At 66.0% G+C, this 24,452-nt stretch carries 23 protein-coding genes and 2 pseudogenes; 13 read left to right on the forward strand and 12 right to left on the reverse strand.

The annotated features are described in order from the left end of the window. The first annotated feature begins 163 nt into the window (after positions 1 to 163). Positions 164 to 772: a class I SAM-dependent methyltransferase gene (locus R0D99_RS08320; RefSeq protein WP_317750928.1), complete on the forward strand. Its 609-nt coding sequence runs from the start codon at positions 164 to 166 to the stop codon at positions 770 to 772. Positions 773 to 939: 167 nt separating this feature from the next. On the opposite strand, the gene gltA is transcribed toward R0D99_RS08320, so the two are convergent. The 7 genes from gltA to R0D99_RS08355 all read right to left on the reverse strand — a co-directional run bounded on the left by gltA (position 940) and on the right by R0D99_RS08355 (position 6,978). Then, entirely contained in the window at positions 940 to 2,235 is a 1,296-nt protein-coding gene (gene gltA / locus R0D99_RS08325; protein WP_317750930.1) for a citrate synthase, read from the reverse strand. 31 nt (positions 2,236 to 2,266) lie between these two features. Further along, a complete protein-coding gene (locus R0D99_RS08330) occupies positions 2,267 to 2,554 on the reverse strand; it encodes a succinate dehydrogenase assembly factor 2 (RefSeq protein WP_317750931.1) in 288 nt (95 codons plus the stop codon). Positions 2,555 to 2,576: 22 nt separating this feature from the next. Beyond that, the gene (locus R0D99_RS08335) at positions 2,577 to 3,281 is read right to left on the reverse strand and encodes a succinate dehydrogenase iron-sulfur subunit (RefSeq protein ID WP_317750932.1); all 705 of its coding nucleotides are present in this window, start codon (positions 3,279 to 3,281) and stop codon (positions 2,577 to 2,579) included. A gap of 31 nt (positions 3,282 to 3,312) precedes the next feature. Beyond that, a complete protein-coding gene (gene sdhA, locus R0D99_RS08340; RefSeq protein WP_317750933.1) occupies positions 3,313 to 5,118 on the reverse strand; it encodes a succinate dehydrogenase flavoprotein subunit in 1,806 nt (601 codons plus the stop codon). Positions 5,119 to 5,164: 46 nt separating this feature from the next. Then, complete coding sequence (gene sdhD / locus R0D99_RS08345; RefSeq protein ID WP_317750934.1) at positions 5,165 to 5,530, reverse strand: succinate dehydrogenase, hydrophobic membrane anchor protein; 366 nt, start codon at positions 5,528 to 5,530, stop codon at positions 5,165 to 5,167. Between the two features lie 25 nt (positions 5,531 to 5,555). Next, complete coding sequence (gene sdhC / locus R0D99_RS08350; RefSeq protein ID WP_317750935.1) at positions 5,556 to 5,987, reverse strand: succinate dehydrogenase, cytochrome b556 subunit; 432 nt, start codon at positions 5,985 to 5,987, stop codon at positions 5,556 to 5,558. A gap of 214 nt (positions 5,988 to 6,201) precedes the next feature. Further along, on the reverse strand, positions 6,202 to 6,978 hold the full coding sequence (locus R0D99_RS08355) for a GntR family transcriptional regulator (protein ID WP_317750936.1): 777 nt from the start codon (positions 6,976 to 6,978) through the stop codon (positions 6,202 to 6,204). 230 nt (positions 6,979 to 7,208) lie between these two features. Between R0D99_RS08355 and R0D99_RS08360 the strand changes: the two genes are divergently transcribed. From R0D99_RS08360 to acnB, 4 genes are all read left to right on the forward strand, one after another. Continuing rightward, a complete protein-coding gene (locus tag R0D99_RS08360; protein WP_317750937.1) occupies positions 7,209 to 8,195 on the forward strand; it encodes a malate dehydrogenase in 987 nt (328 codons plus the stop codon). A 93-nt stretch (positions 8,196 to 8,288) separates the two neighbouring features. Next, positions 8,289 to 9,263, forward strand: coding sequence for an HpcH/HpaI aldolase/citrate lyase family protein (locus R0D99_RS08365; RefSeq protein ID WP_317750938.1), 975 nt, complete (start codon positions 8,289 to 8,291; stop codon positions 9,261 to 9,263). Between the two features lie 55 nt (positions 9,264 to 9,318). Continuing rightward, entirely contained in the window at positions 9,319 to 9,885 is a 567-nt protein-coding gene (locus R0D99_RS08370; RefSeq protein WP_317750939.1) for a hypothetical protein, read from the forward strand. Positions 9,886 to 9,975: 90 nt separating this feature from the next. Further along, positions 9,976 to 12,570, forward strand: a complete 2,595-nt coding sequence (gene acnB, locus R0D99_RS08375; protein ID WP_317750940.1) for a bifunctional aconitate hydratase 2/2-methylisocitrate dehydratase — start codon at positions 9,976 to 9,978, stop codon at positions 12,568 to 12,570. Between the two features lie 62 nt (positions 12,571 to 12,632). Here the strand turns inward: acnB and R0D99_RS08380 are convergent, their stop codons facing one another. The 4 genes from R0D99_RS08380 to R0D99_RS08395 all read right to left on the reverse strand — a co-directional run bounded on the left by R0D99_RS08380 (position 12,633) and on the right by R0D99_RS08395 (position 15,763). Then, on the reverse strand, positions 12,633 to 12,827 hold the full coding sequence (locus R0D99_RS08380; protein ID WP_317750941.1) for a hypothetical protein: 195 nt from the start codon (positions 12,825 to 12,827) through the stop codon (positions 12,633 to 12,635). A gap of 94 nt (positions 12,828 to 12,921) precedes the next feature. Further along, positions 12,922 to 14,604 carry a PhoH family protein gene (locus tag R0D99_RS08385; protein WP_317750942.1) on the reverse strand — a complete coding sequence of 561 codons (1,683 nt, stop codon included), beginning with the start codon at positions 14,602 to 14,604 and terminating at the stop codon, positions 12,922 to 12,924. A 170-nt stretch (positions 14,605 to 14,774) separates the two neighbouring features. Continuing rightward, positions 14,775 to 15,251, reverse strand: a complete 477-nt coding sequence (locus tag R0D99_RS08390) for a peroxiredoxin (RefSeq protein WP_317750943.1) — start codon at positions 15,249 to 15,251, stop codon at positions 14,775 to 14,777. A gap of 116 nt (positions 15,252 to 15,367) precedes the next feature. After that, the gene (locus R0D99_RS08395) at positions 15,368 to 15,763 is read right to left on the reverse strand and encodes an Mth938-like domain-containing protein (RefSeq protein ID WP_317750944.1); all 396 of its coding nucleotides are present in this window, start codon (positions 15,761 to 15,763) and stop codon (positions 15,368 to 15,370) included. Between the two features lie 78 nt (positions 15,764 to 15,841). On the opposite strand from R0D99_RS08395, the gene R0D99_RS08400 reads away from it, so the two are divergent. From R0D99_RS08400 to R0D99_RS08425, 6 genes and pseudogenes are all read left to right on the forward strand, one after another. Continuing rightward, positions 15,842 to 17,116, forward strand: a complete 1,275-nt coding sequence (locus R0D99_RS08400; RefSeq protein ID WP_317750945.1) for a pyridoxal phosphate-dependent aminotransferase — start codon at positions 15,842 to 15,844, stop codon at positions 17,114 to 17,116. Positions 17,117 to 17,152: 36 nt separating this feature from the next. Next, positions 17,153 to 18,499 carry a homoserine dehydrogenase gene (locus R0D99_RS08405; RefSeq protein WP_317750946.1) on the forward strand — a complete coding sequence of 449 codons (1,347 nt, stop codon included), beginning with the start codon at positions 17,153 to 17,155 and terminating at the stop codon, positions 18,497 to 18,499. Positions 18,500 to 18,554: 55 nt separating this feature from the next. Beyond that, positions 18,555 to 20,006, forward strand: a complete 1,452-nt coding sequence (thrC, locus tag R0D99_RS08410; protein ID WP_317750947.1) for a threonine synthase — start codon at positions 18,555 to 18,557, stop codon at positions 20,004 to 20,006. A gap of 67 nt (positions 20,007 to 20,073) precedes the next feature. Next, the gene (gene mobB / locus R0D99_RS08415; RefSeq protein WP_317750948.1) at positions 20,074 to 20,619 is read left to right on the forward strand and encodes a molybdopterin-guanine dinucleotide biosynthesis protein B; all 546 of its coding nucleotides are present in this window, start codon (positions 20,074 to 20,076) and stop codon (positions 20,617 to 20,619) included. After that, positions 20,612 to 21,865: a gephyrin-like molybdotransferase Glp gene (gene glp, locus R0D99_RS08420; protein WP_317750950.1), complete on the forward strand. Its 1,254-nt coding sequence runs from the start codon at positions 20,612 to 20,614 to the stop codon at positions 21,863 to 21,865. The genes mobB and glp overlap by 8 nt, the downstream gene beginning before the upstream one ends. Next, positions 21,862 to 22,115: pseudogene (locus tag R0D99_RS08425) on the forward strand (MoaD/ThiS family protein). The gene glp and the pseudogene R0D99_RS08425 overlap by 4 nt, the downstream one beginning before the upstream one ends. 28 nt (positions 22,116 to 22,143) lie before the next feature. Here the strand turns inward: R0D99_RS08425 and R0D99_RS08430 are convergent. Beyond that, positions 22,144 to 23,004, reverse strand: a pseudogene (locus tag R0D99_RS08430) (4-hydroxy-tetrahydrodipicolinate synthase family protein). 325 nt (positions 23,005 to 23,329) lie between these two features. Here R0D99_RS08430 and R0D99_RS08435 point away from each other — a divergent pair. After that, positions 23,330 to 23,878, forward strand: coding sequence for a molybdenum cofactor biosynthesis protein MoaE (locus R0D99_RS08435; RefSeq protein WP_317750951.1), 549 nt, complete (start codon positions 23,330 to 23,332; stop codon positions 23,876 to 23,878). A gap of 99 nt (positions 23,879 to 23,977) precedes the next feature. Then, positions 23,978 to 24,436 (forward strand): thermonuclease family protein, encoded by a 459-nt coding sequence (locus R0D99_RS08440; protein ID WP_317750952.1) that lies wholly within the window; start codon positions 23,978 to 23,980, stop codon positions 24,434 to 24,436. The last annotated feature ends 16 nt before the right edge of the window (positions 24,437 to 24,452 follow it).

Here is a 24,452-nt window from a genome sequence, read left to right on the forward strand (position 1 = left end):
TTGCGATCCGTGGCGTGTTTTAAAGTGCCGGTCGGGTCGCACCATGCTTGTGTCAACACGCTATCAAAAATGAAGCTCAGTCCGCAGACGGGATATGCGCTGGTGGCACTTTTTATGCCCTTTTTTCTTCTAAACACTTCCCTGGCTTTTTGACCTCTACCCCATGCAATCTGCGCCCGCCACCACGTTCGACGAAGCCTATTACCAGCGCTTCTATTTCGACAAGAAGACCCGTGTGGTCGATCGCGCGCATGTCGACCGGCTGGCGGCGTTTGTGGCGACCTACCTTCAGTATCTGCGCGTGCCGGTGCGGCGGGTGCTGGACGTTGGTTGCGGCATCGGCCTGTGGCAAGGGTTGATTGCACGGCATTTTCCGGACGCCAGCTACCACGGCGTGGAGATCAGCGACTACCTGTGTCAGCGCTACGGATGGGCGCATGGCTCGGTGGTGGACTACCGCGCTGCCGAGCCGTTTGACCTAGTGATCTGCCAGGGCGTACTGCCTTACCTGAACCCGCCGGACCTGCGGCGTGCGCTGGACAACCTGGGCCAGCTGAGCCGTGGCGCGCTCTATCTGGAGGCGGTGTCGCGGGAAGACTATGAACGCGACATGATCGACGAGGAACTGACCGATGCGCGCCAGTTTCGTCATCGCGCCGGGCTGTATCGCGCCGGGCTGCGCCCGCACATGCGCGAGATGGGTGGCGGCCTGTGGCTGAGCCGGCAGGCGGACGTGCCGCTGTTCGCGCTGGAGCACGTTGACGAGCGGTGAGAGCGTAAGGAGCTGCGGGCGGGCGCTGGCTTGGCCTGACCGGGTCCGCCTGTGGCCGCGGCGCAGCATTCATCACAACCCATGCGCGCGTCCCATAACAAAACCCGCCACCAGGGCGGGTTTGTAAGCCGGCAGCGGCCGAGTGTGCAGCCGCAGCACCGGATCTTTCAGGGCACGTCGCGACGCGGCGAGCCGGTGTACAGCTGGCGCGGACGGCCGATCTTGTATTCGGGGTCGGCCATCATTTCGTTCAGCTGTGCGATCCAGCCCACGGTGCGGGCCAGCGCGAAGATGCCGGTGAACAGCTTGACCGGCACGCCGATGGCGCGCTGCACGATGCCGGAATAGAAGTCGACGTTGGGGTAAAGCTTGCGCGAGACGAAGTACTCGTCTTCCAACGCGATCTTCTCCAGCGCCTTGGCCAGCGCGAACAGCGGGTCGTTCTCGAGGCCCAGCTCTTGCAGCACTTCGTCGCACGTTTCCTGCATCAGCTTGGCGCGCGGGTCGTAGTTCTTGTAGACGCGGTGACCAAAGCCCATCAGGCGCACGCCGGAGTTCTTGTCCTTGACCTTCTCCATGAACTCGCCGACCTTGGCCAGGCCACCCATCTTCTGGATGTCTTCCAGCATGTTCAGGCAGGCCTCGTTGGCACCGCCGTGTGCCGGGCCCCACAGGCAGGCCACGCCGGCGGCGATGGCCGCGAACGGGTTGGTGCCGGAGCTGCCGCACAGACGCACGGTGGAGGTGGACGCATTCTGCTCGTGGTCGGCGTGCAGGATGAAGATGCGGTCCATGGCTTTTTCAAGCACCGGATTGACCTTGTAGTCTTCGCACGGGGTGCCGAACATCATGCGCAGGAAGTTGCCTGCGTAGCTGAGCTCGTTGCGCGGGTACATGTACGGCTCGCCCACGCCGTACTTGTGCGCCATGGCCACCAGGGTGGGCATCTTGGAGATCAGGCGGATGGCGGCAATGTCACGGTGCTCGGCGTTGTGCACGTCGATCGAGTCGTGATAGAAGGCCGACATGGCACCGACCAGACCCGTCAGCACGGCCATCGGGTGGGCGTCGCGACGGAAGCCGCGCAGGAAGAACTGCATCTGCTCGTTGACCATGGTGTGCTGCAGCACGACCTTGTGGAAGTCTTCGCGCTGCTTGGCGTCGGGCAACTCGCCCTTCAGCAGCAGGTAGCAGGTGTCGAGGTAGTCGCACTTCTCGGCGAGCTGCTCGATGGGGTAGCCGCGGTACAGCAGTTCGCCCTTGTCGCCGTCGATGTAGGTGATGGCCGACTGGCAGGCCGCCGTGGACATGAAGCCCGGGTCGTAGGTGAACTGACCGGTCTGCGCATACAGCTTGCGGATGTCGATGACGTCCGGACCGATGGTTCCCTGATAGACGGGCAGATCGACGTCGGGGCTGCCGTTGGAGAAAGACAGCTTGGCTTTGTTGTCGGAGAGTTTCATGTCCAGGTGGTTGCTTGAGGGAAGTTGGCGATCATGCGCTGAGTGCCTGGCCGCGCGGCGGTGTCCGCAGCATGCCCAGCACCTCGCGCACGTCGGGCGAGTTGAGGTCGTCTCCTGGCTCTTTCCGGCGCAAAAGCAGGTCGAGCAGATCGTTATCCGAGAGGTCCATCAGTCTTAACAGCGCGTCGGCCTGCCGCGCCGTTAGTTGGCTTTCGTGCTGGCTGAAGAATCGCTCGATGAACAGGTCGTTCTCCAGCATGCCCCGGCGGCATCGCCACTTGAGCCTGGAAAGCGAAGTCGTGTCGAGCAATGCCGTCATGGGTGCCAGCGAGGGCTGCGCTTTAGACGGTGCGACGCACCATCAGCTCCTTGATCTTGCCGATGGCCTTGGTGGGGTTGAGCCCCTTGGGGCAGACGTCGACGCAGTTCATGATGCTGTGGCAGCGGAACAGGCGGTACGGGTCTTCCAGGTTGTCCAGCCGCTCGCCGGTGGCCTGGTCACGGCTGTCGGCGATGAAGCGGTAGGCCTGCAGCAGGCCGGCCGGGCCGACGAACTTGTCGGGGTTCCACCAGAAGCTGGGGCAGCTGGTGGAGCAGCTGGCGCACAGGATGCACTCGTACAGGCCGTTCAGCTCTTCGCGCTCTTCGGGCGACTGCAGGCGCTCGGTCTCGGGCGGTGGGTCGTTGTTGATGATGTACGGCTTGATCGAGTGGTACTGCTTGAAGAACTGCGTCATGTCGACGATCAGGTCGCGCACCACGGGCAGGCCGGGCAGGGGCTTGAGCACGATCGGGTCTTTCAACGTGCGCAGGTTGGTCAGGCACGCCAGGCCGTTCTTGCCGTTGATGTTCATGGCGTCCGAGCCGCACACGCCTTCGCGGCATGAGCGACGGAAGGACAGCGTCGGGTCGACCGCCTTGAGCTTGATCAGGGCGTCGAGCAGCATGCGCTCGTTGCCTTCCAGCTCGATTTCCACCGTCTGCATGTACGGCTTGGCATCCTTGTCCGGGTCGTAGCGGTAGATCTTGAAGGTGCGTTTTTGCATCGTGGTTTCCTTGTGACCGGGCGCGTGCGAATCAGAACGTGCGAACCTTGGGCGGCACGCTTTCGACGGTGAGCGGCTTCATGCGCACGGGCTTGTAGCTCAGGCTGTTGTCTGCGCTGTGCCACAGGGTGTGTTTCATCCAGTTGGCATCGTCGCGGCCCAGCGGGGCGGTGGGGTGGTCGGCCGGGTGCTCGTAGTCGACCACGGTGTGGGCGCCGCGGCATTCCTTGCGGGCGGCGGCCGAGACCATGGTGGCCTGCGCCACTTCGATCAGGTTCTCGACTTCCAGCGCTTCCTGGCGCGCCATGTTGAACACGCGCGAATGGTCCTTCAGGCCCAGCCCGGCAACGCGCTCGCGAAGTTCAGCCACCTTGACCACCCCTTCGTCCATGCTGGCCTGGGTGCGGAACACGCCCGCGTGCGTCTGCATGGTGGAGCGGATGTCGTTGGCTATGCGCTGCGCGTATTCGCCGTCGCTGGCCGCTTCCAGGCGGTTGAGGCGCTCGAGCGAATAGTCGGCCGCGTCGGCCGGCAGGGGCTTGTGCGCGCCCTTGCCGTGGTGGGCGATGATGTGGTTGCCGGCAGCCTTGCCAAACACCAGCAGGTCGAGCAGCGAGTTGGTGCCCAGGCGGTTGGCGCCGTGCACGCTGACGCAGGAGCATTCGCCCACGGCGTACAGGCCCTGGATCGGCACGTTGTGGTCCTGGCCCGTCGGCACGCACACCTGGCCGTTGATGTTGGTCGGCACGCCGCCCATCTGGTAGTGGATGGTGGGCACCACCGGGATCGGTTCCTTGGTGATGTCGACGTTGGCAAAGTTGATGCCGATCTCGTACACCGAAGGCAGGCGCTTGTGGATGGTGTCGGCGCCCAGGTGGTCGAGCTTGAGAACGACGTAGTCCTTGTTGGGGCCGCAGCCACGGCCTTCCTTGATTTCCTGGTCCATCGAGCGCGAAACGAAGTCGCGCGGCGCCAGGTCTTTCAGGGTGGGGGCATAGCGCTCCATGAAGCGTTCGCCATTGCTATTCAAAAGGATAGCGCCTTCGCCGCGGCAGCCTTCGGTCAGCAGCACGCCCGCGCCGGCCACGCCGGTGGGGTGGAACTGCCAGAACTCCATGTCCTGCAGCGGGATGCCGGCACGCGCGGCCATGCCAAGGCCGTCACCGGTGTTGATGAAGGCGTTGGTGCTGGCGGCAAAGATGCGGCCCGCGCCACCCGTGGCCAGCATCACCGTCTTGGCGTGCAGCACGTAGAGTTCGCCGGTTTCCATTTCGATGGCGGTGACGCCCACCACGTCGCCCTCGGCGTCGCGGATCAGGTCCAGCGCCATCCATTCGACAAAGAAGGTGGTCTTGCTGGCCACGTTCTGCTGGTACAGCGTGTGCAGCATGGCGTGGCCGGTGCGGTCGGCCGCGGCGCAGGCACGTTGCACGGGCTTTTCGCCGTAGTTGGCGGTGTGGCCGCCGAACGGGCGCTGGTAAATGGTGCCATCGGGGTTGCGGTCGAACGGCATGCCCATGTGCTCCAGGTCGTAGACGACCTTGGGGGCTTCCTGGCACATGAATTCGATGGCGTCCTGGTCACCCAGCCAGTCAGAACCCTTGATGGTGTCGTAGAAGTGGTAGTGCCAGTTGTCTTCGCTCATGTTGCCCAGCGAAGCGCCAACGCCGCCTTGCGCCGCCACAGTGTGCGAACGGGTCGGGAAGACTTTGGACAGCACGGCGACGTTCAGGCCGGCGCGCGCCAGTTGCAGCGAGGCGCGCATGCCCGAGCCGCCCGCACCGACGATCACCACGTCGAACTTGCGGACATTGATTTGGTCTTTGGTGTAACTCATGTTCGTGGCTCAGTAATTCTTGTCATCAGGATCGGACGGTGGCCGGTCACAGGCGCCACAGCACCTGGAAGGCCCAGCCGGCGCAGCCGACCAGCCAGGCGAGGGTGATCGCCTGCAGCGTGAGGCGCATGCCCACTGGCTTGACGTAGTCCATCCACACGTTGCGCATGCCAACCCAGGCGTGCCAGATCAGCGCCACGACGACCGCGAACGTGAGCACCTTCATCCATTGCGACGCGAAGATGCCTGCCCATTTGTCGTAGCCGATCGGGCCGCTCGACAGAATCACCTGGGCCAGCAGCACCAGCGTGAACACCGCCAGCAGCGCGCCGGTAAAGCGTTGCACCAGCCAGTCGGCGGTGCCATAGTGCGCGCCGGTGACGGTGCGCTTGGAGCCGTAGTTGACAGCCATGAATTTGCTCCTATGAATGTGCGAATCAGTACAGGCCGAACAGCTTGGCGCCCAGGATCACGAGCAGCACCAGGCTGACCACCAGCACCCCGGCGGCGGACTGGCGGCCAAAGTCCTTGGTGGTGTTGTGCGACATGTCCATGTACAGGTGGCGCAGGCCGGCCAGCAGGTGATGCAGGTAGGCCCAGATCAGCACCAGCGTCACCAGCTTGATGAACCAGCCGGGGAAGATGCCCAGGCCGGCCGAGAACGCCGACGTGAACTGCCCGAACGAAATCTCGGACGACACCGACTTGTCGAACAGCCACAGGATGAAGGGCAGCAACAGGGCCATCAGCACGCCGCTGAGTCGGTGGGCGCCAGACACAAGCGCGGCCAGCGGCCAGCGGTAGGAGGGGAGATCCCGAAGCGCATTGATGTTGCGGAATTCGGGCCGGGGCTTGGCTGCTTCGCTCATGTGGGGGTTCTCGTGGGAAAAGATGTAACGACGTCTTGATTTCTTCGAAGGCGAACCTGCAAATTCTATTGCAACGCAACAAGCTGACGACGGCATTGCAAAGGGGCGCCGTTCACGGAGAAAAAACGGGCTTTATCAGAGGCTGCAGAACGCACGGCTGCGGGCGCAATTGCGCCGTCCTGCGCATCAATGGTTGCGACCGCACGACCCGCCGTCAGCTCAGCTGGTTGCGGTAGTGGTGCGTATCGGTTCGATACAACCCGCGACGCAGTTCCATGGGCGCGTCGTTATAGGTATAGGCAATGCGTTCCACGCTGAGCAGCGGCGTGCCAGCGGACACATCGAGCAGCGTGGCCTGCGCTTCGTCGGGCAGGACGGCGCGAATTTTCTCGTCGGCCCGGACCATGCGGACGCCGAACTCGGCTTCGAACAGCGCGTACATCGGGCCGTGGTACTGCGACAGCCGCTCCACGGTCAGGCCCTTGAACGGGCCGCCCGGCAGCCAGATGTCTTCCAGAATCGTCGGTACGCCGCCATAGCGCAGCAGCCGGCGCGCCTGCAGCACCGGGTCGCCCGGCCGCAGGCCCAGCAGGCGGGCCACTTCGGCGCTGGCGCGCTGGCGCTTGCAGTCGACGAAATCGCGCTGCGCGGGGCCTTCGCTGTCCACGGTGCCCTGGTCGGGCTGCAGGCGCAGAAAGCGGTATTGCACATGCTGCTCGGCATGCGTGGCCACGAAAGTGCCGCGGCCCTGGCGCCGCACCAGCAGGTTTTCGGCCGCCAGTTCGTCCACCGCCTTGCGCACGGTGCCCTGGCTGACCTTGTAGCGCGCGGCCAGTTCCAGCTCGCTGGGGATGACTTCGCCCGGTTTCCAGTCGCCCGCCTGCAAGCTCTGCAACACCAGGCCCTTGATCTGCTGGTACAGCGGGCTGAACGCGGGCGCCTGGCCCGCCCAGGTGGTCTGGGGCGGCGCGCTCGCAGCGGCGTCGGGCAAAACGGAAACAGGGGGGGGCGGTGGCCATTGGCTCAGGCGCGCGGCTTGGCGCGCGTGGGGTACTGCAAAGGGGTAATCATATCTTATATAAGACACAAGACAAATTGACCCTCAGGGTTTTCGCGGATACACTTGCACACTGCGCCGGTTGCTCGTTCTGAGCTTCCGTGCCGGTCCGCCGAGGCGCGGCGGTCCGTCGACTTTTCATCACCCTTCCTGGAGTTATTCCCATGAGCAAGAAGCCCGTCCGCGTAGCCGTCACCGGTGCCGCCGGCCAAATCGGTTACGCCCTGCTGTTCCGTATCGCCTCCGGCGAAATGCTGGGCAAGGACCAGCCGGTCATCCTGCAACTGCTGGAGATCCCGGACGAAAAGGCGCAGAAGGCGCTCAAGGGCGTGATGATGGAACTGGAAGACTGCGCCTTCCCGCTGCTGGCCGGCATGGAAGCGCACAGCGACCCGATGACCGCCTTCAAGGACACCGACTACGCGCTGCTGGTCGGTGCCCGTCCGCGTGGCCCCGGCATGGAGCGCGCCGACCTGCTGGCCGCCAACGCACAGATCTTCACCGCCCAGGGCAAGGCGCTCAACGCCGTGGCCAGCCGCAACGTGAAGGTGCTGGTGGTTGGCAACCCGGCCAACACCAACGCCTACATCGCCATGAAGTCGGCGCCCGACCTGCCGGCCAAGAACTTCACCGCCATGCTGCGCCTGGACCACAACCGCGCCGCCAGCCAGATCGCCGCCAAGACCGGCAAGGCCGTCAAGGACATCAAGAAGCTGACCGTGTGGGGCAACCATTCGCCCACCATGTACGCCGACTACCGCTTTGCCACCATCGACGGCGCCAGCGTCAAGGACATGATCAACGACCAGGACTGGAACGCCAACGTCTTCCTGCCCACCGTGGGCAAGCGCGGCGCCGCCATCATCGAGGCGCGCGGTCTGTCGTCGGCCGCGTCGGCCGCCAACGCCGCCATCGACCACATGCGCGACTGGGCGCTGGGCAGCAATGGCGAGTGGGTCACCATGGGCATCCCGTCGCAGGGCTGGTATGGCATTCCCCAGGACGTGATGTTCGGGTTCCCGGTCACCACCGAAAACGGCGAATACAAGGTGGTCGAGGGCCTGCCCATCGACGAGTTCAGCCAGCAGTGCATCAACAAGACGCTGGCCGAGCTCGAAGGCGAGAAGGACGGCGTGAAGCACCTTCTGTGATGCGAGGTGGAGCGTTGGGCGTTCAGCGTTGGGCGTGAAGACCGACGCGAGATCCGCCCACGCTCCACGCCCGACGCTGAGCCCTCAACCGACATGACCCATCCGCGTGACATCCTCCTTGGCGCCCAGGCTGCCGCCGGCTTGTTGCCGGTGTGCGACCACTACAGCGGCGTCGAGGCGCGCATGCGCAAGAGCCTGCAACTGCAGGCCGAGATGACCGAGGAGTTCGGCACCTGCGTGTTCGACGTCACGCTGGACTGCGAAGACGGCGCGCCGGTGGGCGGCGAGGCCGAGCACGCGCTGCTGGTGACCGAGCTTGCCATGTCCGCGCCCGATGGCGCACGGGTGGGGGTGCGCGTTCATCCGGTCGACCATCCGTCGTTCGAGAGCGACATGGACATCGTGGCGCGCGATGCGGGCCAGCGCCTGACGCACATCATGATTCCCAAGGTGGAATCGGTGGACGACGTGGTGCGTGCCGAAAAAGCCTTGCTGGCCGCGTATCCGAAGGGCCTGCCGCTGCAGGTGCTGATCGAGTCTCCCGGCGCGGTGCACCGTACATTCGACATCGCTGCGCACCCGCGCGTGCAGTCGCTCAGCTTCGGGCTGATGGACTTCGTGTCGGCGCACGGCGGGGCGATCCCGGCCGATGGCATGGGCATCGAAGGGCAGTTCACGCACCCGCTGGTACTGCGCGCCAAGCTCGAAATCGCCTCGGCCGCGCACGCTTTCGGCAAGGTGCCCTCGCACTGCGTGGTGACGGAGTTTTCGAACGCCGATGCCATGCGGACGGCGGCACGCCGCGCCGCGCGCGAGTTCGGCTACACGCGCATGTGGAGCATCCACCCGAGCCAGATCCGGCCGATCCTGGCGGCCTTTTCGCCGGACGAGCAGCAGATCGACACCGCCAGCGACATCCTGCTGGCCGCTGCGCGCGCCGACTGGGCGCCCATCAGTTACCAGGGCGCCTTGCATGACCGCGCCAGCTACCGCCATTTCTGGCAGGTGCTGGAACGCGCCCACGCCACCGGCAGGGCGCTGCCGAGCGAGGTGACCGCATGGTTCTGACGCGCGCTGCGTGTCATGATCGCCGTCTTCCTGTTTTATTGAGAGAGATCGCAGTATGAAAATCCTCACCATCGCCGTTGCAGCCGCCCTGGGTCTGTCGCTGGGCGCAGCGCAGGCGCAAACCGCCAGCGCGGCCAAGAAGCCCGTAGCCACCAAGAAGGCACCGGCCAAGAAAGCAGCGCCCAAGAAGGCGGTCACCAAGAAGGGCGTGCCGGCCAAAACCGCCAAGGCGGTCGAGGCGCACACCCCCGTCGCGTCGCCCAGCCAGCGGCTGAGCGACACCGAACTGCAGATCGCCAGGAACATCCACACCGGTCGCATCCAGTGCGAACTGGGTGCCGACGTGACGGTGACCGCGGACGAGAAGAATCCCGGCTTCTTCCACATCAGCGCCGGCAAGCAGCACTACTACATGCACCCGGTTGAAAGCCGCACCGGCGCCATTCGCCTCGAAGACAACCGCGCGGGCGCCATGTGGCTGCAGTTGGGCAACAAGTCGATGCTGATGAACCAGAAGCTGGGCCAGCGCGTGGCCGACGAATGCGCCGCGCCACAACAGCGCGATTTCGCCGCGCGCATGAAGGAGCAGCCCCAGGTCGACCTGCTGGGCGGCAACAAGTAACGCTATTAATTGGATAGCTGTAGACGCTTGTTCAGCCAGCGCGGGCGCCGGTTTTGCCTTGAATAATTGATTGTCTATCAGGAGAAGAAAATGTTGAACGCCTACCGTGCCCACGTGGCTGAACGCGCCACCCTCGGTATTCCGCCGCTGCCGCTGGACGCCAAGCAGACGTCCGAGCTGATCGAGCTGATCAAGAACCCGCCCGCGGGTGAAGACACTGCCTTCCTGCTCGACCTGCTGACCCACCGCGTGCCGCCCGGCGTGGACGACGCGGCCAAGGTCAAGGCCAGCTTCCTGGCGGCCGTGGCGCACGGCGACGTCAAGGTCGACCTGATCAGCAAGGCCAAGGCCACCGAACTGCTGGGCACCATGGTGGGCGGCTACAACGTGCACCCGCTGATCGAACTGCTGGACGACGCCGAAGTCGCCGGCGTGGCCGCCGAGGCCCTGAAGAAGACGCTGCTGATGTTCGACTTCTTCAACGACGTGGCCGCCAAGGCCAAGGCCGGCAACGCCAAGGCCAAGGAAGTCATGCAAAGCTGGGCCGACGCCGAGTGGTTCACCAGCCGCCCTGAGGTCGAGAAGAAAATCACCGTCACCGTCTTCAAGGTGCCGGGCGAGACCAACACCGACGACCTGTCGCCCGCGCCCGACGCCTGGAGCCGCCCGGACATTCCGCTGCACTACCTGGCGATGCTGAAGAACACCCGGCCCGACGCCGCCTTCAAGCCCGAGGAAGACGGCAAGCGCGGCCCGATGCAGTTCATCGAAGACCTGAAGAAAAAGGGCCACCTGGTCGCCTACGTGGGCGACGTGGTCGGCACCGGCTCCAGCCGCAAGTCGGCCACCAACAGCGTGATCTGGGCCACCGGGCAAGACATTCCCTTCGTGCCCAACAAGCGCTTCGGCGGCGTCACGCTGGGCGGCAAGATTGCGCCGATCTTCTTCAACACGCAGGAAGACTCGGGTTCGCTGCCGATCGAAGTCGACGTCAGCCAGTTCGAAATGGGCGACGTGCTCGACATCTACCCCTACGACGGCAAGATCGAGAAAAACGGCCAGAAGGTCGCCGACTTCCAGCTCAAGAGCGACGTGCTGCTGGACGAAGTGCGCGCCGGCGGCCGCATCAACCTGATCATCGGCCGCAGCCTCACCGCCAAGTCGCGCGAGGCGCTGGGCCTGCCGGCTTCCACGGCGTTCCGCCTGCCCAACGCTCCGGTCGATACCGGCAAGGGCTTTACGCTGGCACAGAAGATGGTCGGCCGCGCCTGCGGCCTGCCGGAAGGCCAGGGCATCCGCCCCGGCACCTACTGCGAGCCGCGCATGACCACCGTCGGCAGCCAGGACACCACCGGCCCGATGACGCGCGACGAGCTGAAGGACCTGGCATGCCTGGGCTTCTCGGCCGACATGGTGATGCAGTCGTTCTGCCACACGGCGGCCTACCCGAAGCCAGTGGACGCCAAGATGCACCGCGAGTTGCCCGCGTTCATCAGCAACCGTGGCGGCGTGGCGCTGCGTCCGGGCGACGGCGTCATCCACAGCTGGCTCAACCGCCTGCTGCTGCCCGACACCGTGGGCACGGGCGGCGACAGCCACACGCGTTTCCCCATCGGCATCAGCTTCCCCGCTGGCTCTGGCCTGGTGGCCTTTGGCGCCGCCACCGGCGTCATGCCGCTCGACATGCCCGAATCGGTGCTGGTGCGCTTCAAGGGCGAACTGCAGCCGGGCGTGACCCTGCGCGACCTGGTGCACGCCATTCCGCTGTACGCCATCAAGCAGGGCCTGCTGACGGTGGCCAAGGCCGGCAAGAAGAACATCTTCTCGGGCCGCGTGCTCGAGATCGAAGGCCTGCCGCAACTCAAGGTCGAACAGGCGTTCGAGCTGTCTGACGCGTCGGCCGAGCGCAGCGCGGCCGGCTGCACGATCAAGCTCGACAAGGAGCCGGTCATCGAGTACCTGAAGTCCAACGTGGTGCTGATGAAGAACATGATCGCCAACGGCTACCAGGACGCCAAGACGCTGGCGCGCCGCATCGAGAAGGTGGAGCACTGGCTGGCCAACCCGCAACTGCTCGAAGCCGACAAGGACGCCGAGTACGCCGCCGTGATCGAGATCGACCTGGCCGACATCAAGGAACCCATCGTCTGCTGCCCCAACGACCCGGACGACGCCAAGTTCCTGTCCGAAGTGGCCGGCACCAAGATCGACGAGGCCTTCATCGGCTCGTGCATGACCAACATCGGCCACTTCCGCGCGGCGGCCAAGCTGCTGGGCGGCCAGCGCGACATCCCCGTCAAGCTGTGGGTCGCACCACCCACCAAGATGGACGAAGCCGAGCTGATGAAGGAAGGCCACTACGCCGCCTTCGGCACCGCCGGTGCGCGCACCGAGATGCCTGGCTGCTCGCTGTGCATGGGCAACCAGGCGCAGGTGCGTGAAGGCGCCACGGTGATGAGCACCAGCACCCGCAACTTCCCCAACCGCCTGGGCAAGAACACGCAGGTGTTCCTGGGCAGCGCCGAACTGGCTGCCATCTGCTCCAAGCTGGGCCGCATCCCGACGGTGGAGGAATACCGCGCCGAGATGGGCATCATCGACAAGGACAAGGCCAGCGTGTACCGCTACATGAACTTCGACCAGATCGAGGAATACGCCGAGACCGCGAAGGAAGTGACTGCCTGAGCCAGGCGGCACCCCAAAAAGAAACGACCCGGAAGGGTCGTTTTTTTATGCCTGCGCAGGTGTTACAGCGGCGGCTCCTGGCGCTTGTCCTTCATCACCAGATAGACGCCCGCGGCCGCCAGCACGGCCCAGATGGCAAAGGCCAGCATGCCGATGCGCTCGGCGATCGGGTTCATGAAGAGCAGCATCAGCAGCGCGACGACCAGCAGCGCGTTGCCGAGCCAGAAGGAGGTTCTGGAGGAATCAGGCGTGTTCATGACGATGGCGGGATAAGGCGGAAAATCAGGGTGTTTCGGGTCACTGGCGCTTGCCTGGCAAGCGCTGGCAGCTATCAAAATAATAGTTATCGGGTCACAGCACTTCGCTGGCGAAGTCCGCCAGGCGTGAACGCTCGCCGCGCGCCAGCGTCACGTGGCCGCCGTGGGGCCAGCCCTTGAAGCGGTCGACGGCGAAGGTCATGCCTGAGGAGCCTTCGGTCAGGTACGGCGTGTCGATCTGCGCCAGGTTGCCCATGCAGATGATCTTGGTGCCCGGGCCGGCGCGGGTGATCAGCGTCTTCATCTGCTTGGGCGTCAGGTTCTGCGCCTCGTCGATGATGATCCACTTGTTCATGAAGGTGCGGCCGCGCATGAAGTTCATGCTCTTGATCTTGATGCGGCTGCGGATCAGCTCGTTGGTGGCGGCGCGGCCCCATTCCCCGGCGCCCGAGCCGTCGCCCTTGGCCAGGAATTCGAGGTTGTCGTCCAGCGCGCCCATCCACGGGCCCATCTTTTCTTCCTCGGTGCCGGGCAGAAAGCCGATGTCTTCGCCCACGCTGACGGTGGCGCGGGTCATGATGATCTCGGTGTAGCGCCGGTCGTCCAGCACCTGCGTCAGGCCCGAGGCCAGCGCCAGCAGCGTCTTGCCCGTGCCGGCCGTGCCGGCCAGCGTGACGAAGTCGATGTCCGGGTCCATCAGCAGGTTGAGCGCGAAATTCTGCTCGCGGTTGCGCGCCGTCACGCCCCACACGCCGTTCTTCAGGTGCGTAAAGTCCTTCAGCGTCTTCAGCACGGCCGTCTTGTCGCGGATTTCAGTCACGCGGGCGTACAGGCTCGGCTCGCCGGGCGATTCGAAATAGACGAACTGGTTGATGTACAGGTTGGCCACCACCGGCCCGCTGATGCGGTAGAAGGTGGCGCTGCCCGACTGCCAGCTTTCGATGGTCTTGCTCTGCCGCGTCCAGAAATCCGGCGGCAGCTGCAGCACGCCGGAGTAGAGCAGGTCGCCGTCCTCCAGCGTCTTGTCGTTCTCGTAGTCTTCGGCGCACAGGCCCAGCGCACGCGCCTTCACGCGCATGTTGATGTCCTTCGACACCAGCACCACCTCGCGGGGTGCGTGCTGCTTTTCGAGTGCGGCGACCACGCCGAGGATCTGGTTGTCGGCCTTGCCCTGCGGCAGCGCGGCCGGCATGGTCACGTCCAGCGGCGTGGTCTGGAAGTACAGCTTGCCGCCCGCAGCCACATGGCCGGTCGAATTGAGCGCCAGGCCGCGCGCCATGTCAGCACCCTTCACGCCGGCCAGGGCGTCCAGCTGGCGGCTGGTCTGGCGGCCGTTGCGGGCGACCTCGGTCATGCCTTTCTTGTGGCCGTCCAGCTCTTCCAGCACGATCATCGGCAGGAAGATGTCGTGTTCTTCGAAGCGGAACAGCGCCATCGGGTCGTGCAGCAGGACATTGGTGTCCAGCACGAACAGGCGCGTCGGCCCGGTCGAGCGCGCCTTCGCGGCCTTGGCCGGCCGGCGCGCTGGCGTGGCGGCTTCGGGCGCTCGGACCAGCGCTGCGGGCCGGCGCGGCGCATCGGCGCGTGCGGCGTGCGATGCCGGCGCTGCGGCGGGCGGCGCGTTCTGGGTTTCTTCCACCAGCGGCAGCGCCTGCTGCGCGACGCTGGCTCCGCGCGACCCCGCTGCCGCGCGCGATGGGGTCCGCCGCGCGGACAGGTCGATCACATCAGAGGAAAGCTTGGCGCCGCGTCGGCTCGGGGGAGGGGGCAGGGGCATGCTGGTAGAGGGTGCTTAAGAGCGAGCGTCCACGGCGTCATCCACCGCGGCAACAAAAGAAAAAGCCGCCTTGGCTGCCAAGGCGGCTTTCGCGGGTTCGGTCAGGCAATACTGCTGCTGCAACATTCCGGCCCATTATGCATGAGCGGGGTGGGTAGCCCCGTGCAGCGTCAGGCGGCCTTTTTCAGCACTTTCACCGCCTTCAGGACGTCTTCCACGTGGCCCGGCACCTTCAGGCCGCGCCACTCCTGCACCAGGATGCCGTCGGCGTTGACGAGGAAGGTGCTGCGCTCGATGCCCTTGACCTTCTTGCCGTACATGATCTTGTTCTTGACCACGCCGAACATGTGGCACATTTTTTCTTCGGTGTCGGCGATCAGCTCGAAGGGCAGTTCCAGCTTGGCCTTGAAGGCGTCGTGCGAGGCCATGTTGTCGCGGCTGACACCGTAGACGACGGCGCCGGCCTTGACGAAATCCTTGTACTTGTCGCGAAACTGCATCGCCTCGGTGGTGCAGCCGGGCGTGTTGTCCTTGGGGTAGAAGTACAGGACGAGGGCTTGGCCGAGGTGGGAGGTGTTGGTTACTTTGACGTCGCCGGTCGCAATCGCTTCGAATTCGGGCAGGGGTTTGTTGACAACGATCGGCATATGGACTTCAATCTCCGGACGGTATGGTTGGGGCGCAATGACAGACGCTGTCGCCCATTCCGCCGTCAGCCGCTGTTGCAGATGAAGGCGAGGTCAGGGCAACAGTTGCCAGCCCCTCATTTTAACGCATCCGGCTGTGGCGCGTCGGCTTCCACCAGCAGCGCGGCCACCACGCGTCGTCCCTCCGCCGCCAGAATGTTGTAGGTGCGGCAGGCGGCGGCGGTGTCCATCGATTCCAGGCCGATGCCTGCCTCGACCAGGGGCCGCGTCCACGCAGGCTTCGGAAACCGCAGCGTGTTGCCGCTGCCGAAGATCACCAGTTCAGGCCGCCGGTCGGCCAGCGGCGCGAAATGCGCGGCGGTCAAATCGTCGAAGTGCTGGCACGCCCAATCGGCGCGCTCCCCCTCGCTGTCCAGCACCAGGCTGTGCGCCACGCGCTCGGCGCCCATGGCGATCCAGCCGGGGCCGTATCCGGTGATGGCGGAGCCGAAGCGTTCGGGCTGGAATTTCATGCGTATCGAGAGAAGCGGAGGGCGCGAATGTGTTCCAATTCTATGTTTTACCCCGAAGACCCTTCCGGAGCTGCCGCCATGAAGCCCATCCACAAATCCGCCAAGCTGGCGAACGTGCTGTACGACGTGCGTGGACCCATCGTGGACGCCGCCCGCCAGATGGAGGACGAGGGCCAGAAGATCATCAAGCTGAACATCGGCAACCTGGCGCCGTTCGGCTTTCAGCCGCCCGAGGAGATCGTGCAGGACATGATCCGCAACCTGCCCGATTCGGCCGGTTACTCCGACAGCAAGGGCATCTTCTCGGCGCGCAAGGCGGTGATGCATTACACGCAGGAGCAGGGCATTGCCGACGTCACCATCGATGACATCTATCTGGGCAACGGCGCCAGCGACCTGATCGGCATGGCCACCAACGCGCTGCTGTCCGAGGGTGACGAGATGCTGGTGCCCGCGCCCGACTACCCGCTGTGGACGGCCGTCGCCAGCCTCTCGGGCGGCAAGCCGGTGCACTACCTGTGCGACGAGGGCAACGGCTGGATGCCCAACCTGGCCGACATCCGCGCCAAGATCACGCCGCGCACCAAGGCCATCGTCGTCATCAACCCCAACAACCCGACCGGCGCGCTGTATTCGGACGAGTTGCTGATGGGCATCATCGAAATCGCGCGCGAGCACAACCTGGTCCTCATGGCCGACGAGGTGTACGACAAGGTGCTGTTTGACGGCAACCGGCACACGGCGCTGGCCAGCTTGTCCGAAGACGTGCTGACGCTGACCTTCAACTCGTTGTCCAAGGCCTATCGCTCGTGCGGCTTCCGCGCGGGCTGGATGGTGATTTCGGGCGACAAGTCGGCTGCCAAGGACTACATCGAGGGCATCAACATGCTCGCGAACATCAAGCTGGGCAGCAACGTGCCGGGCCAGTTCGCGATCCAGACCGCGCTGGGCGGCTACCAGAGCATCAACGACCTGGTGAAGGAGGGCGGCCGCCTGCGCCGCCAGCGCGACCTGGCTTACGAGCTGATCACCGCCATTCCCGGCGTGACCTGCGTCAAGCCACAGGCGGCGCTGTACATGTTCCCGCGCCTCGACCCCAAGATGTACCCCATCGAGGATGACCGCCAGTTCTTCATGGAAGTGCTGCGTGCCACCCGCGTCATGCTGGTGCAGGGCAGCGGCTTCAACTACCCCGACAACCACCACTTCCGCATCGTCTTTCTGCCGCACGAGGACGATCTGCGCGAAGCCATCGGGCGGCTGGCGAAGTTTCTCGAAGCCTACCGGGCCCGCCACGCACGCACCGCGCCCGTGTTCGACATTGCTACCAAAAAAGAAGCTGCCCGCGCTTGATTGGCGGGCGCCAGAAACATTTTCAGTTCTTATTTCATGAAACCGATTCAAGTAGGCCTGCTGGGCATTGGCACCGTGGGCAGCGGCACGTTCAACGTGCTCAAACGCAACCAGGAAGAAATCAAGCGCCGTGCGGGCCGCGGCATCGCCATCACCATGGTGGCCGACCTCGACACCGCGCGCGCGCAGCAGGTCGTCGGCCCCGACGTGCAGGTGGTCTCCGACGCCCGCGCCGTCATCGCCAACCCCGACATCGAGATCGTCATCGAACTGATCGGCGGCTACGGCATCGCCAAGACGCTGGTGATGGAAGCTATCGCCGCCGGCAAGCACGTGGTCACCGCCAACAAGGCGCTGCTCGCCGTGCACGGCACCGAGATCTTCGAGGCGGCGCATCAAAAGGGCGTGATGGTCGCGTTCGAGGCCGCGGTGGCTGGCGGCGTGCCCATCATCAAGGCGCTGCGCGAAGGCCTGACGGCCAACCGCATCCAGTGGATCGCCGGCATCATCAACGGCACGACCAACTTCATCCTGTCCGAGATGCGCGACAAGGGGCTGGACTTCGACGTCGTGCTGAAAGAGGCGCAGGCGCTGGGCTACGCCGAGGCCGACCCCACCTTCGACATCGAGGGCGTGGACGCCGCGCACAAGGCCACGATCATGAGTGCCATCGCGTTCGGCATTCCGGTGCAGTTCTACAAGGCCCACGTCGAGGGCATCACCAAGCTGTCGGCCACCGACATCCGCTACGCCGAGCAACTGGGCTACCGCATCAAGCTGCTGGGCATCACCAAGCGGCGCGAAGGCCAGGGCGTCGAGCTGCGCGTGCACCCCACGCTGGTGCCGGCCCGGCGGCTGATTGCCAATGTCGAGGGCGCGATGAACGCGGTGGTGGTCAACGGCGACGCCGTCGGCACCACGCTGTACTACGGCAAGGGCGCCGGCAGCGAACCCACGGCCAGCGCGGTGATTGCCGACCTGGTCGACGTCACCCGCCTGGCCACCAGCGACCCGCAGCACCGCGTGCCGCACCTGGCCTTCCAGCCCGGGCAGATGCGCGACGTGAGCGTGCTGCCCATGGACGAGGTCGTCACCAGCTACTACCTGCGCCTGCGCGTGAAGGACGAAGCCGGCGTGCTGTCGCAAGTCACCCGCATCCTGGCCGACGGCGGCATCAGCATCAACGCCGTGCTGCAGCGCGAGGCCGATGACGTGGCCGGCACCGACGCCGGCGCCGGCGAGCCCACGCCCGACCAGACCGACCTGATCATCCTGACGCACGACACGCGCGAAGGCGCCATGAACACCGTGCTGGCGCAATTGCAGGCGCTGCCCAGCGTGTTGGCGCCCATCGTGCGCATCCGCAAGGAAGAACTGGCCTGAACCTCTTGAACGGCCTTTGACCGTTGATGCCGGCCAAGGGCCGGTTGCTGACCTGATGAACTACCTCTCCACCCGCGGCGACACCACGCCGCGCAAGTTCTGCGACATCCTGCTCGAAGGCCTGGCGCCCGACGGCGGCCTGTATCTGCCCGACCATTACCCGCAGGCTGACGCCGCCACGCTGGCGCGCTGGCGCGATGTGCACGCCCAGCAGGGTTACGCCGCGCTGGCGTTCGAGATTTTGTCGCTGTACATCGACGACATTCCGCCGGCCGACCTGAAGGCGCTGTGCGATAAGACGTACACGCCCGCCGTGTTCGGCACGCGCGAGATCGTGCCGTTGAAAAAATTGCACGATGCGTCGACCAGCCCAGCACGAACGGATTTTTATCTGGAAGCGCTGTCCAACGGCCCCACGCTGGCCTTCAAGGACATGGCGATGCAGCTGCTGGGCAACCTGTTCGAATACGAACTGGCGCGCCGTGGCGAACAGCTCAACATCCTGGGCGCCACCAGTGGCGACACCGGTAGCGCGGCCGAATACGCCATGCGCGGCAAGCGCGGCATTCGCGTCTTCATGCTCAGCCCGCACGGGCGCATGAGCCAGTTTCAGCAGGCGCAGATGTTCAGCCTGCAGGACGCCAACATTTACAACATCGCCATCGAAGGCGTGTTCGACGACTGCCAGGACATCGTCAAGGCGGTCAGCAACGACCTGGCCTTCAAGCGCCAGTACCGCATCGGCACCGTCAACTCGATCAACTGGGCGCGGCTGCTGGCGCAGGTGGTCTATTACTTTGCCGGCTACTTTCAGGCCACGCGCAGCAACGACGAGCAGGTCGATTTCACTGTGCCCAGCGGCAACTTCGGCAACGTCTGCGCCGGCCACGTGGCGCGCATGATGGGCCTGCCCATCGGCCGCCTGGTGGTGGCCACCAACGAGAACGACGTGCTGGACGAATTCTTCCGCACCGGCGTGTACCGCGTGCGTGGCAGCGCCGACACACACGAGACCAGCAGCCCGTCGATGGACATCAGCAAGGCCAGCAACTTCGAGCGCTTCGTGTTCGACCTGCTGGGCCGCGACGGGGCGCGCTGCAAGGCGCTGTTCCACGATGCGCTAGCGGGTCAGGGCCAGTTTGACCTGAGTGGCGACGCCGCCTTCGCGGCGGCGCGTGACCGCTACGGTTTCGAGAGCGGCAAGAGCACGCACGCCGACCGCCTGGCCACCATCCGGCAGGTCTACGAGCAGCATGGCGTGATGATCGACACCCACACTGCCGACGGCGTGAAGGTGGCGCGCGAACACGCGCGGGCAGGGGTGCCGATGATCGTGCTGGAAACGGCGCTGCCGATCAAGTTCGCCGCCACCATCCGCGAGGCACTGGGCCGCGACCCGGATCGTCCCGCGCGCTTCGACGGGATCGAGGATCTGCCCCGGCGCGTGCAGGTGATGGGGGCCGACGCGCAGGCGGTGAAGACGTTCGTCGCGCAGAATTGCGCATGAATTGTGGGCGCAGCGCTTGCTGCACACCGGTCTTTTGCTATCGATTTCGTAGTTTGGTGCCGCAGTCATGAAGGTGGTCGGTTTTGCAGGTTATTCGGGGTCGGGCAAGACGCAGCTGCTGGAGCGCGTGATTCCCGCGCTCAAGCTGCGTGGCCTGCGCGTGTCGGTGGCCAAGCATGCGCACCACAAGTTCGACATCGACCACGTGGGCAAGGACACCTTCCGCCACCGCGAGGCGGGCGCGTTCGAAGTCGTCGTCGCCTCGCGCCATCGGCTGGCGCTGATGCGCGAGTTCGAGCGCGACGCGCAGCTGTCGGTGCACCAGCTGATCGCCGAGCTGTACGACGGCGTGGACTGGGTGCTGGTGGAGGGCTTCAAGGAGAGCGACCTGCCCAAGATCGAGGTGTGGCGCGCCTCCGCCGGCAAGGCGGCGCGCTATCCGCACGATGAATTCATCATCGCCGTCGCCACCGATTCGCCCAACGATCTGCCGGAGCCGACCTTGCGCCCCGTGCTGGATTTGAACGACGCCGACGCCGTGGCCCAGTGGCTGGTCGACAATGGCCATCGCTTTGACTACGAACTCGAACGACACCTGTCGGCCTATGACTGACGCGCCGCGCCGCCCGCCCTTGATGCCGCTGGACGACGCCCTGCAGCGCCTGCTGGCGCAGGCCGTGCCGCTGGGCATGACCGAGCAGGTCGACACCTTCGACGCCGATGGCCGCGTGCTGGCGCAGGACGTGGTGTCCGCGCTGCATGTGCCGCCGCACGACAACTCTTCGATGGACGGCTACGCGGTGCGCGCGGCCGACGTTGCGCAGGCAGGGGTCGAACTGCCGGTGACGCAGCGCATTGCCGCCGGCCAGTCGGGCCAGCCGCTGGCGCCGGGCAGCGCTGCGCGCATCTTCACCGGCGCGCCCCTGCCGGCCGGCGCCGACGCGGTGGTGATGCAGGAAGACACCGAGGCGCTGGCGGGCGGCGCACGCGTGCGCTTCACCGCCGTGCCCGCGCCCGGCCAATGGGTGCGCGCCGCGGGCGAAGACGTCACGCGCGGCGCCGTCGTGCTTCAAAAAGGGGAGCGCCTTGCGCCCGCTGGCATGGGGCTGGCGGCCGGAATCGGCCTGGCCGAGTTGTGCGTGGCGGCGCGGCCGCGCGTGGCGCTGTTTTCGACCGGCGACGAGCTCGTCATGCCCGGCGCCGTGCCGCCCGAGCAGATGGCGCCGGGCGCCATCTACAACAGCAACCGCTTCTTTCTGCGCGCCTTGCTGCAGCGCCTGGGCTGCGACGTCACCGACCTGGGGATCGTGCCCGACAACCGCGCCGCGACGCTGGCGGCGCTGCAGTCGGCGGCCGAAGCGCACGATCTCATCCTGACCAGCGGCGGCGTGTCGGTCGGCGAGGAAGACCACATCAAGCCCGCCGTGGAACAACTTGGCTCGCTGGACCTGTGGCAGATCGCCATGAAGCCTGGCAAGCCGTTTGCCTATGGCCACGTCAACCGGGCGACTGGCGGCCAGGCGCATTTCATGGGTTTGCCGGGCAACCCGGTGTCGAGCTTCGTTACCTTTCTGCTGCTGGTGCGGCCCTTCGTGCTGAAGCTGATGGGTGCAACGCGGCTGGACGCGCCGGCCATGACCCTGCGCGCCGATTTCGATCTGCCGAGGCCCGACAAGCGGCGCGAATTTCTGCGTGCGCGCCGCAACGCGCAAGGCGGGCTGGACCTGTTTGCCAACCAGAGTTCCGGCGTGCTGACCTCGGCGCACTGGGCCGACGGGCTGATCGATCACCCGGCGGGTGCCACCATGGCGCGGGGCGACGCCGTGCGCTTCATCCCGCTGGCGGAGCTGCTGTCATGAACCAGGTCACGGTGCGCTATTTCGCCTCGATCCGCGAAGCCCTGGGCTGCGCCAGCGAACAGGTGGCCACCCGCGCGCCCACGCTGGCCGCGCTGCGCGACGAACTGATCGCCCGCGGCGGCGTGCATGCCGAGGTGCTGGCGCGCGGCCGCGCCGTGCGCGTGGCGCTCAATCAGGACATGAGCGACGAATCCGCCGCGCTGCCTGCCGGCGCCGAGGTGGCGTTCTTCCGCCCGTCACGGGCGGTTGACGGGCGCGGCAGCGAGTATCTGCGGGCGTCACGCCTGCGCGGCGGCATCGCTGGCGGCCAGCAGACGCTGGACGACGTCATCGGCCGCAGTGGTCATGGGCAGGCGCAACTCACCCTTGCACCAGCCCTGCGCCGCCAGCAGCGCTTTCAAGGGGCCGGGGTTGGGTTCGGCAAACAGCGCTTCCACCAACGCAACCAGTGGAAGCCAGGCCGCCCGCGCCTGATCGAGGTTGCCGCTCGCCAAGGCGGCCAGCAGCGCCACGAAGCGGCGCGTCTGCACATGCCCCGACGCGGCAATGGCACCGACCCCGCCCTGGGCCACGGTGCTGAAGATCTGCAGGTCCTCACCGGCCAGCACCTGCAGGCGTCCATCGCGGATCAGCGCCAGCGTCTTGCCAGCGTCGCCGCCGCAATCTTTCACCGCGCGGATGTTGGGATGCGCGGCCAGGGCAAGCAGCGTTTCGCGCGTCATCACGGCGCCCGTGCGATACGGGATGTCGTACACCACCAGCGGGGCGGCGCTGGCATCGGCCAGATCGGTGAATCAGTGCCGGATGCCCTGCTGCGCCGGGCGCACGTAATGCGGCGGCGCCACCAGCAGGCCGGCCAGCGCGGGCAGGTCGGGCGCACTCAGGCGGCGCACCCAGTCGCGCGTATCGGGCAGGTGGTAGCCGCTGGCGCCCATCAGCAACGGCAACCCGGCCGCGTGTGCGGCCACGGTATGCAGGCACGCCAGTTGCTCCTCTTTCGAGAGCGCCGCCGCCTCGCCCGTTGAGCCGCAGACCACGAAGCCGCGGATGCCGGTGGCCGCCAGGTGCGCGGTGAGCCGTGCCAGCGCGGCGTGATCGACCGCGCCGCCATCGAACGGCGTGATGAGGGGAATCCACAGGCCCGAGAAATCGGGCGCGGGTGCGGGGGGTTGATGTGAGACTCACGCGAAACATCCTTTCAGTGACAAGGCCATGACCGCAGGGGTTGGAGCCGAAGTCGGATGTGCGCGGGAATCTGCCTTAAAAGCCTGAAGGCGGGGTTTGCCGTCGCTCACCTGACGACGGCTGCCGCAGCGCCGGTCAGATGCGCTGGGGTTTTTTCGATTGGGATGCCGCGCACGACGCAGCGCCCGCCGCAGGGCGCGGCAAGGGGCAGGGCAGGGCGTGCGGGGACATGCGGTCAGTGTAGCGGCGTGCGTGGCGCCCCCGGTGCAAAATGCGCGCATGAGCCTGCCCCGTGTTTCGATCCAGCCACACGACTTCGACCTGAGTGCCGAAGTGGCGGCCTTGCGCGCGGGCGATGCGCGCGTGGGCGCGGTGTGCGCCTTTGTCGGCACGGTGCGCGACAGAAACAGTCCGGCCGCGCAGGCTTCGCTGCCCCCCGCAGGGGCTGACTCCCGTTTGACCGACCCGGCGGCGGACCGCAACGGCGCCACGGTCCGCAGCATGGAGCTGGAGCATTACCCCGGCATGACCGAAAAGGCCATCGAGGCCATGATCGATGAGGCCCATCGCCGGTTTGACCTGTTCGGCGTGCGTGTCATCCACCGCGTCGGCCTGCTGCAGCCGCAGGACCAGATCGTGCTGGTCGCCGTCACCTCCGCCCACCGGGGCGAAAGCTTCCAGGCCTGCGAATTCCTGATGGATTACCTGAAGACGCAGGCGCCGTTCTGGAAGAAGGAGCAGACGGCTGAAGGCGCACGCTGGGTCGATGCGCGCGTCAGTGACGACGCGGCCCTGGCCCGCTGGGGCATCGAGGCGTCCAACGCGTGAGCCGGACGGTGCGGTGGCGGTGCGCGCTGGGCACCGCGTGGGTTCTGGTGCTGGCGTTCGTCCAGCCGGTGGCCGCGCAGGATGGCGCGGGCCCCCCCGATGGGCACGCCCTGGGTGGCGCGCGTGAGCTACGTGGTCGACGGCGACTCGATCTGGGTGCGGCCCGAAGGCGGCGGCAACCGCGTGCGGCTTCGCCTGGATGGCGTGGACGCGCCCGAAATCTGCCAGGCCTACGGGCCCGAGTCGCGCCAGGCGCTGCAGGCGCTGGCGTCGAACCAGCGCGTGCGGGTCACGGTGCGGGCGCGCGACCGCTATGGCCGTGCCATCGCGTCGGTGGTGCGGCTGGACGGTGACGTCGACCTGGGCGAGCGCATGGTGGCCGATGGCTGGGCCTGGACGGACGGCTGGAGCACGCACCTGGGCAAGTACTGGCGTGCCGAAGCGCAGGCGCGCTGGGCCGGCCGGGGCCTGTTCGCCGAGGGCTGGCCCGAACTGCCGGCCGACTTCAGGCGCCGCCATGGGCCGTGTACGGCCGACAAGCCCGCGACGGGCCACTGATTTTTGCTCATGGTTT

Origin of the sequence: Ottowia sp. SB7-C50, assembly GCF_033110285.1 — a bacterium.
In the GTDB taxonomy this organism is placed as follows: Bacteria; Pseudomonadota; Gammaproteobacteria; order Burkholderiales; family Burkholderiaceae_C; genus Ottowia.

What these genes read in the sequence shown, in the direction of transcription:
- R0D99_RS08360 (WP_317750937.1), top strand. Translation starts at nt 7,209, where the DNA reads ATGAGCAAGAAGCCCGTCCGCGTAGCCGTCACCGGTGCCGCCGGCCAA.
- sdhD (WP_317750934.1), bottom strand. Translation starts at nt 5,530, where the DNA reads ATGGCTGTCAACTACGGCTCCAAGCGCACCGTCACCGGCGCGCACTAT.
- R0D99_RS08330 (WP_317750931.1), bottom strand. Translation starts at nt 2,554, where the DNA reads ATGACGGCATTGCTCGACACGACTTCGCTTTCCAGGCTCAAGTGGCGA.
- sdhA (WP_317750933.1), bottom strand. Translation starts at nt 5,118, where the DNA reads ATGAGTTACACCAAAGACCAAATCAATGTCCGCAAGTTCGACGTGGTG.
- R0D99_RS08405 (WP_317750946.1), top strand. Translation starts at nt 17,153, where the DNA reads ATGAAACCGATTCAAGTAGGCCTGCTGGGCATTGGCACCGTGGGCAGC.
- R0D99_RS08440 (WP_317750952.1), top strand. Translation starts at nt 23,978, where the DNA reads ATGGGCACGCCCTGGGTGGCGCGCGTGAGCTACGTGGTCGACGGCGAC.
- gltA (WP_317750930.1), bottom strand. Translation starts at nt 2,235, where the DNA reads ATGAAACTCTCCGACAACAAAGCCAAGCTGTCTTTCTCCAACGGCAGC.
- mobB (WP_317750948.1), top strand. Translation starts at nt 20,074, where the DNA reads ATGAAGGTGGTCGGTTTTGCAGGTTATTCGGGGTCGGGCAAGACGCAG.
- R0D99_RS08435 (WP_317750951.1), top strand. Translation starts at nt 23,330, where the DNA reads ATGAGCCTGCCCCGTGTTTCGATCCAGCCACACGACTTCGACCTGAGT.
- R0D99_RS08400 (WP_317750945.1), top strand. Translation starts at nt 15,842, where the DNA reads ATGAAGCCCATCCACAAATCCGCCAAGCTGGCGAACGTGCTGTACGAC.
- acnB (WP_317750940.1), top strand. Translation starts at nt 9,976, where the DNA reads ATGTTGAACGCCTACCGTGCCCACGTGGCTGAACGCGCCACCCTCGGT.
- R0D99_RS08380 (WP_317750941.1), bottom strand. Translation starts at nt 12,827, where the DNA reads ATGAACACGCCTGATTCCTCCAGAACCTCCTTCTGGCTCGGCAACGCG.
- sdhC (WP_317750935.1), bottom strand. Translation starts at nt 5,987, where the DNA reads ATGAGCGAAGCAGCCAAGCCCCGGCCCGAATTCCGCAACATCAATGCG.
- thrC (WP_317750947.1), top strand. Translation starts at nt 18,555, where the DNA reads ATGAACTACCTCTCCACCCGCGGCGACACCACGCCGCGCAAGTTCTGC.
- R0D99_RS08335 (WP_317750932.1), bottom strand. Translation starts at nt 3,281, where the DNA reads ATGCAAAAACGCACCTTCAAGATCTACCGCTACGACCCGGACAAGGAT.
- R0D99_RS08365 (WP_317750938.1), top strand. Translation starts at nt 8,289, where the DNA reads ATGACCCATCCGCGTGACATCCTCCTTGGCGCCCAGGCTGCCGCCGGC.
- R0D99_RS08395 (WP_317750944.1), bottom strand. Translation starts at nt 15,763, where the DNA reads ATGAAATTCCAGCCCGAACGCTTCGGCTCCGCCATCACCGGATACGGC.
- R0D99_RS08390 (WP_317750943.1), bottom strand. Translation starts at nt 15,251, where the DNA reads ATGCCGATCGTTGTCAACAAACCCCTGCCCGAATTCGAAGCGATTGCG.
- R0D99_RS08385 (WP_317750942.1), bottom strand. Translation starts at nt 14,604, where the DNA reads ATGCCCCTGCCCCCTCCCCCGAGCCGACGCGGCGCCAAGCTTTCCTCT.
- glp (WP_317750950.1), top strand. Translation starts at nt 20,612, where the DNA reads ATGACTGACGCGCCGCGCCGCCCGCCCTTGATGCCGCTGGACGACGCC.
- R0D99_RS08320 (WP_317750928.1), top strand. Translation starts at nt 164, where the DNA reads ATGCAATCTGCGCCCGCCACCACGTTCGACGAAGCCTATTACCAGCGC.
- R0D99_RS08370 (WP_317750939.1), top strand. Translation starts at nt 9,319, where the DNA reads ATGAAAATCCTCACCATCGCCGTTGCAGCCGCCCTGGGTCTGTCGCTG.